The sequence below is a fragment of the Streptomyces sp. H39-S7 genome, from assembly GCF_027158205.1.
Classification (GTDB): domain Bacteria; phylum Actinomycetota; class Actinomycetes; order Streptomycetales; family Streptomycetaceae; genus Actinacidiphila.
Window position 1 is genome coordinate 114,420 of sequence record NZ_JAPVLU010000030.1, and the last position, 6,463, is coordinate 120,882.

A 6,463-nucleotide genomic window follows, 5' to 3' on the forward strand; every position below is an offset into this window, starting at 1 on the left:
CCGCCAGGTGCACGTCAAGGTTCACGTCAGGAGCCGCTGACGACCCGTCAATCGCGTCAGCCTCCGTAGGTGCTCTCCGACTCGCCCAGCACCGCCGCGAAATCGCCCGCCAGCCGGCCGGCGTCCTCCACCGGCAGGGCCGCCGTGGTGATCCGCACCCCGGGAGCCGACGCGGTACGGAACCGGGCCCCGCCCGCGACCCACCACCCGTGCGACCGGAGCCCGTTGACCACCGCCGACTCGTCCCTGACCGGAACCCAGACGTTCAGCCCGCTGCGGCCGTGCGCGGGGATGCCGCGGCGCGCCAGTTCGCCGATCAGCGCCTCCCTGCGCGCGGTGTACGCGGCTTCGGCCCGCGCCACCAGCGCGGCCGTCGCTGGATCGGTCAGCAGCCGCAGCACCGTCTCCTGCAGCACATGGCTCACCCAGCCGGAGGTGAGCAGCAGCAGTCCGTCGTGCCGGGCCAGCGACGTCTCGTCGCAGGCGAGCGCCGCCCACCGCAGGTCGCTGCCCAGATGCTTGGACACGGTACGGACCTGCGCCCAGCGGGGCAGGCCGCCGGTGGTGAGGGAGTGCAGCGGGACGCCGGAGGTGTCCGCCGTGTAGTCGTCCTCGATGACCAGCACCTCGGGGGCGGCGGCCAGCACCGCCAGCAGCTCCGCCCGGCGCCGCTCGGAGAAGCACGCGCCCATCGGGCTCTGCGAGCGCGGCATGCACACCACCGCCCTCGCCCCCGCGCGCAGCGCGGCCCGCAGCGCCTCCGGCCGCATCCCCTCCTCGTCCACCGCCACCGGCACGATGCGCAGCCCCAGTGCCGGAGCGAGATCCAGCAGCCGGTGGAAGCCCGGATCCTCCATCGCCACGGCGTCGCCCGGCCGCAGTTCGGCCGAGAGCAGCCGGCCCACGCAGTCCAGCGCGCCATGGGCGAACGTCACCTGCCCGGCCGGTACGCCGTCCCGCTCGAACCAGCGGCGGGCCACCGCCTCCAGCTCCGGCAGCCGGGGCGAGGTCCGGTGCGACCCGGGCCCGGGGACCACCCGGGCCGGCGGCAGCAGATCGGGCAGAAACGCCGGATCGGGGTGGCCGCCGGCCAGGCTCCGTACCCCCGCCGGGGTCTTCGGCGGGCGGCGCGAACCGCTGGTGCCGACGGCCGGCGCCTCGGCGATGACCGTCCCGCCGCGCCCGCGGGTCAGCACGATGCCGCGCTGCCGCAACTCCTTGTAGGCCGTGGCCACAGTGCCCGGACTCACCCCGAGCTCCTCCGCGAGCCTGCGCACCGGCGGCATGGCGCTGCCGGGGGGCAGCGAGCCGTCCGCCACCGCGCGTTCGACGGAAGCGGCAATGCCCTTGGCGGTCGTACCACTGATCGCATATTGTGTTGCCACATTAGCCAGTATGTATTGATACAAACATGGCGTCAAGGGGGGAACGGGTGCGGATGCGACCGGCGATGGGGGCGGGCATGCGAACGGGCATGGCGGCGCGGATACCGGGAGGGCCCGACGGCCGCCGGATGCTCCGGATCAACTTCGTCGACAAGACCGGCTCCGGTCTCTGGCTGAGCGTCACGGCGCTGTACTTCCTGGTCGTCGCCCACCTCAGCGCGGGACAGATCGGACTGCTGATGGGACTGGCCGGCGCCGTCGGCATCGCCGGCTCACCCGTCGCCGGCCGGCTCGCCGACCGCTTCCCCCTCACCCGGCTGCTGCTCGCCGTCCAACTGCTGCGCGCCGCCTCCGGTCTGCTGCTGCTCGTGGCCGACGGCTTCTGGCAACTGCTGCCCCTGGTGGCACTCGGCAGCCTCGGCGAACGCTCCGCCTCGGTACTCACCAAGCTCTACGCCGCCCGCGTCGCCGGCCCCGACCGGTCCCGCTACCAGGCCGTGCAGCGCACCGTCGTCAACGTCGGCTACACACTCGGCGGCCTCGGCGCCTCCGTCGGCCTCGCCTTCGGCAGCGCCACCGTCTACCGCGGCCTGCTGCTCGCCGACAGCCTGTCCTTCTGCGTCGTCGCCGTACTCGTCGCCCGCTGCGCCGAACCCCCCTCCGCCACCCGGACGGTGGCCTCGTCCGCCGCCGGGCCACCGGCCGAAGCGCCCGCCGCCCGCCCGGCGCCGTCCTCCAACCCGTGGCGCGACCGCGGCTACCTGGGCTACGCCGCCACCGACGCCCTGCTCTTCCTCGACGGCTCCGTGCTGCGCGTCGGCATGCCGCTGTGGATCATCAGCGCCACCACCGCCCCGCACGGGCTCGCCGCCCTGCTCTTCGTCATCAACACCGTCGTCGTGGTGCTCTTCCAGGTCCGGCTCTCCCGCCACGGGCGTACACCGCGGCTGGCCGCGAACACCCTGTGGCGTGTCGCCGCCTGCTACTTCCTCGGCGGAGCGGCCGTGGCCGCCTCCGTCGTCGACGCCCGCTGGGCGGCCACCACCGCGATGCTGGTCGCCGCGGTCGCCTTCACCTTCGTGGAGATGTACCAGGCCACCGTCTCGTGGGAGCTGTCCGTGGCACTCGCTCCCGACGACGCGCAGGGCGCGTACGTCGGTGTGCACGGACTGGCCCAGTCCGCCGAACGCGCGGCCGGCCCGCTGATCATGACGACCGCGGTCATAGCGGCGGGGCCGCTCGGCTGGCTCAGCCTCGGCACGGCCCTCGCGGGGACCGCGTTCCTGCAGAAGCACATGGTCCTGCGGCGCCTCGGGTCAACACAGAAAGCGACGGAAGCGACGGTGCCGTCCGGATTGTCAGAGCCTCCGATTACGGTGAGTGAGAACTGATCGTCGCGCCGAGGGGGAACCATGGCACACACCAGGAACGGGAACGGCCGCGGGAGCGGGAACCGGAAGAGGAACGGGGGCCGGACGGGAAGCCGTTCGCGCACGAGCGGACGTACACCGAAGCGTTCACCGGGGCGTTCGCGGACTTCCTCGCAGGGCGGGACCCCGCGCCGGGTGAGCGTGCGGCGCGCGCTGCGCAGGGAGGCCCCCAGCATCGTCGCGCTGCTCGCCGACGAACGGGACTTCGCCGCGATGCGCCGCCACCGCGGCTTCCCCTGCGAGGACCACCCCGAGTACCTGCGGCAGATGGACGGCCTGCTGCGCTCGCTGCTCTCCCAGGGGTTGTCCGTCACCGTCACCCTCTTCGACCCCGAGGAGTACGCGGAGTACTGCGCCGACACCGGCCACGACCCGGACACCCCCGCCACCCGCGCCCGCTACACCGCGGACGTCACCGCGAGCGGGCCCGGCGTCCCCTACAGCGGGCAGCCCGTACGCCGCCTCCTCGCCGAACTGGGCCACGAGACCGACCGGCAAACGGCCTGGGACCGGGCCACCGACGTCCTCACCGCCGCGGAAGGCCGCACGGCGGATGGGCGCGAACTCGCCCGGCACGCCTTCGAACGGGCCTCCCGGGCACTGGTGGGACTCATCGAGACCGCCGGCGCCGGCATCCACCACCTGGTCTGCAGCGTGCGCTCGGACGACGCCCCGCTGCTCGCCGTCCTCACCACGGAGCGCGCCGCGTCGGGCCGAATCCACTTCGCCGAGGCCGACGCGCTGGTCTTCTGCACGGTCCTCGCCGCGGCCGCCGTCAGCGACAGTCCGGCGGGCATCGTCATCAGGTCCACCGGCAGCGACGGGCGGGACGAGGTACGCGGCTGGTCCCTCCGCGACGGGTGGCCGCAACCGCTCACCGAGGCGGAGGTCTTCAACGCCTACTGCACCGACGCCGAAACCGGCGAACCGGTACCGCCGGAACCCGGCGTCACCTACCGGGCCGGCCTGCCCATCGGGCCGCCGCCGCACGGCTGAGGAGCCCCACGCGAGAGGGGCGCTCCACCGGAATCCGGTGAAACGCCCCTCGAAGCTGCCGGCTGGGTGGCCGGCGGCTGTCACTCGCCCGACAGCACCGCCTGCGCGGCACGCCGCGCCTCGTCGGCGGTGTCGGTCGAGCGCGCGGCAGCCGCCGCACGCCGGCACTGCGCCAACGTGTACTTCGCGAGCGTGGCGCGCACATAAGGAATGGAGGCCGCACCCATGGACAGGCTCGTCACACCCAGACCCGTGAGCACACAGGCCAGCAGCGGATCAGCCGCAGCCTCGCCGCAGACACCGCAGCTCTTGCCCTCGGCCTTGGCCGCGTCCGCCGACAGGGCCACCAGGTCGAGCAGCGCGGGCTGCCAGGGGTCCTGCAACCGCGAGACCGCGCCGACCTGGCGGTCGGCGGCGAAGGTGTACTGCGCCAGGTCGTTGGTGCCCAGCGACAGGAACTCGACCTCCTGGAGGATGGACCGGGCCCGCAGCGCCGCCGAGGGGATCTCGACCATCGCACCGAACTTCGCCTGCAGACCGGCCTCGCGGCACGCGTCGGCGAACGCCTTGGCGTCGATACGGTCGGCCACCATCGGCGCCATGACCTCGAGATACACCGGCAGGCCGTCAACCGCCCTGGCCAGCGCCCGCAACTGGGTCTGCAGCACGTCGGGGTGGTCCAGCAGCGAGCGCAGACCCCGCACACCCAGCGCCGGGTTCGGCTCGTCGGCGGGAGTGAGGAAGTCCAGCGGCTTGTCGGCGCCCGCGTCGAGCACGCGCACGACCACCCGGCCCTCGGGGAACGCTTCGAGCACCTTGCGGTACGCCTCTACCTGCTTCTCCTCCGACGGCGCCTTCGCGGAGTCGTCGAGGAAGAGGAACTCGGTGCGGAACAGGCCCACGCCCTCGGCGCCCGCCTCCAGCGCCGCGGGGACGTCGCCGGGACCGCCCACGTTGGCGAGCAGCGGCACCTTGTGGCCGTCGGAGGTGGCACCGGGACCCGAGGTCGCGGACAGCGAGGCCCTGCGAGCGGCGGCGGCCTCGGTCAGCTCCGCGCGCTTCTCGGCGCTCGGGTTGACGAAGAGCTCACCGGTGCTGCCGTCCACCGCGACGACGGTGCCTTCGGCGATCTCGCCCGCACCGGGCATCGCAACCACGGCCGGGACACCCAGGGCACGCGCCAGGATCGCGCTGTGGCTGGTCGGGCCGCCCTCCTCGGTGACGAAACCGAGGACCAGGGTCGGGTCGAGCAGCGCGGTGTCCGCCGGCGCCAGGTCCCGGGCGATCAGTACATACGGCTCGTCACTGTCCGGCACACCCGGCATCGGGACGCCGAGCAGCCGGGCCACGATGCGGTTGCGGACGTCGTCCAGGTCGGCCACCCGGCCGGCCAGGTACTCACCCGCGTTGGCCAGCAGCGCACGGTAGGAGGCGAAAGCGTCGTAGACGGCGCGCTCGGCGGAACTGCCCACCGCGATCCGGCGTTCGACATCGGCCTGCAGCTCGGGGTCCTGGGCCATCATGGCCTGGGCCTCCAGCACGTGCTGGGCCTCACCGCCGGCCAGGTTCCCCCGCGCGATCAGGTCGGCTGCCACAGCCTCGACGGCCTGCCGGGCACGGCCCTGCTCACGCGGAGCCTCGTCCGACGGGATCTGCTTGGCCGGGGGCTCCAGAACAGCGGTACCCATGTGCCGTACCTCGCCGATCGCCACACCGTGGCTGACACCGACGCCTCGCAGCGTTGTCTCCATCTCACCTGTCTCCGGTCACTGCGACGGTCGGTGCCGTCGCTCAGATTCTTCCGACGTCCTCGTTGACGCCCCCTGGGGTACAGCGGGTAGAGCGGGGGAACTACTGCCAGACGAAGAGCTGGGCGCCGGCCTTGACGTCACCTTCGGCGGCCAGATCGCTGAGCGCCTCGGCAGTGGCCTCGAGCGCCACGACCGGGCAGACCGGCGACTTGCCGGCGGCCTCGACCGCGGCCGGGTTCCAGCGGATGACCTCTTGTCCCCGCTGAACCGTGTCGCCCTTCGCGACGAGCAGCTCGAAGCCCTCGCCATTGAGCTGAACGGTGTCGATGCCCAGGTGCGTCAGTACACCGTGACCCTCGTCGTCCACGACGACGAACGCGTGCGGGTGCAGGGAGACGATGACGCCATCCACGGGGGAGACCGCGGCCGAAGGCTCGCGCACGGGGTCAATGGCGGTGCCGGGACCCACCATCGCGCCGGAGAACACCGGGTCGGGTACAGCGGCCAGTCCGATGGCCCGTCCGGCCAGGGGAGACGAAACGATCGTCATGGGGAAGCCTCCTAGATGCGGAGCTCAAAGACGCCGTCACTACCAGTCACCGGACGGCGATGCCGCTTGAGCAGCCTAAGTCATGTGAAGTATGGATTCCGCCCGAGCGGATCCGACCATCGGGTGATCGATCCCGACCACTCAGTGTGGCATCTTCACCGCACTCGATCAGGGGCCGAAGGACCCCTGTAGCCGATTTGCACGGGGCGGAGGCGTCCAGTACCTTGGCACAACCGCCTCGACGAGTGCCGCGGAAACGTATGTTTCCAGGGCAGACTTGAATTGGCCGGTAAATCCGACGAAAAGCTTCTGCTAAAGTCGGGTGCAGCGGGAAAGCCGAAAGGCAGAAAC

At 72.3% G+C, this 6,463-nt stretch carries 5 protein-coding genes; 2 read left to right on the forward strand and 3 right to left on the reverse strand.

The window, feature by feature from the left end:
- Positions 1-56: 56 nt before the first annotated feature.
- On the reverse strand, positions 57-1,385 hold the full coding sequence (locus O3X23_RS27050) for an aminotransferase class I/II-fold pyridoxal phosphate-dependent enzyme (protein WP_269274173.1): 1,329 nt from the start codon (positions 1,383-1,385) through the stop codon (positions 57-59).
- A gap of 77 nt (positions 1,386-1,462) precedes the next feature.
- On the opposite strand from O3X23_RS27050, the gene O3X23_RS27055 reads away from it, so the two are divergent.
- Together O3X23_RS27055 and O3X23_RS27060 are read left to right on the forward strand one after the other, a co-directional pair.
- Complete coding sequence (locus O3X23_RS27055; RefSeq protein WP_269274174.1) at positions 1,463-2,776, forward strand: MFS transporter; 1,314 nt, start codon at positions 1,463-1,465, stop codon at positions 2,774-2,776.
- Positions 2,777-2,950: 174 nt separating this feature from the next.
- Positions 2,951-3,811: a hypothetical protein gene (locus O3X23_RS27060; RefSeq protein ID WP_269274175.1), complete on the forward strand. Its 861-nt coding sequence runs from the start codon at positions 2,951-2,953 to the stop codon at positions 3,809-3,811.
- Between the two features lie 80 nt (positions 3,812-3,891).
- On the opposite strand, the gene ptsP is transcribed toward O3X23_RS27060, so the two are convergent.
- Both ptsP and O3X23_RS27070 read right to left on the reverse strand, forming a co-directional pair.
- Positions 3,892-5,562, reverse strand: a complete 1,671-nt coding sequence (gene ptsP, locus O3X23_RS27065; protein WP_269274176.1) for a phosphoenolpyruvate--protein phosphotransferase — start codon at positions 5,560-5,562, stop codon at positions 3,892-3,894.
- 100 nt (positions 5,563-5,662) lie between these two features.
- Positions 5,663-6,112: a PTS sugar transporter subunit IIA gene (locus O3X23_RS27070; RefSeq protein WP_269274177.1), complete on the reverse strand. Its 450-nt coding sequence runs from the start codon at positions 6,110-6,112 to the stop codon at positions 5,663-5,665.
- Positions 6,113-6,463: the final 351 nt, after the last annotated feature.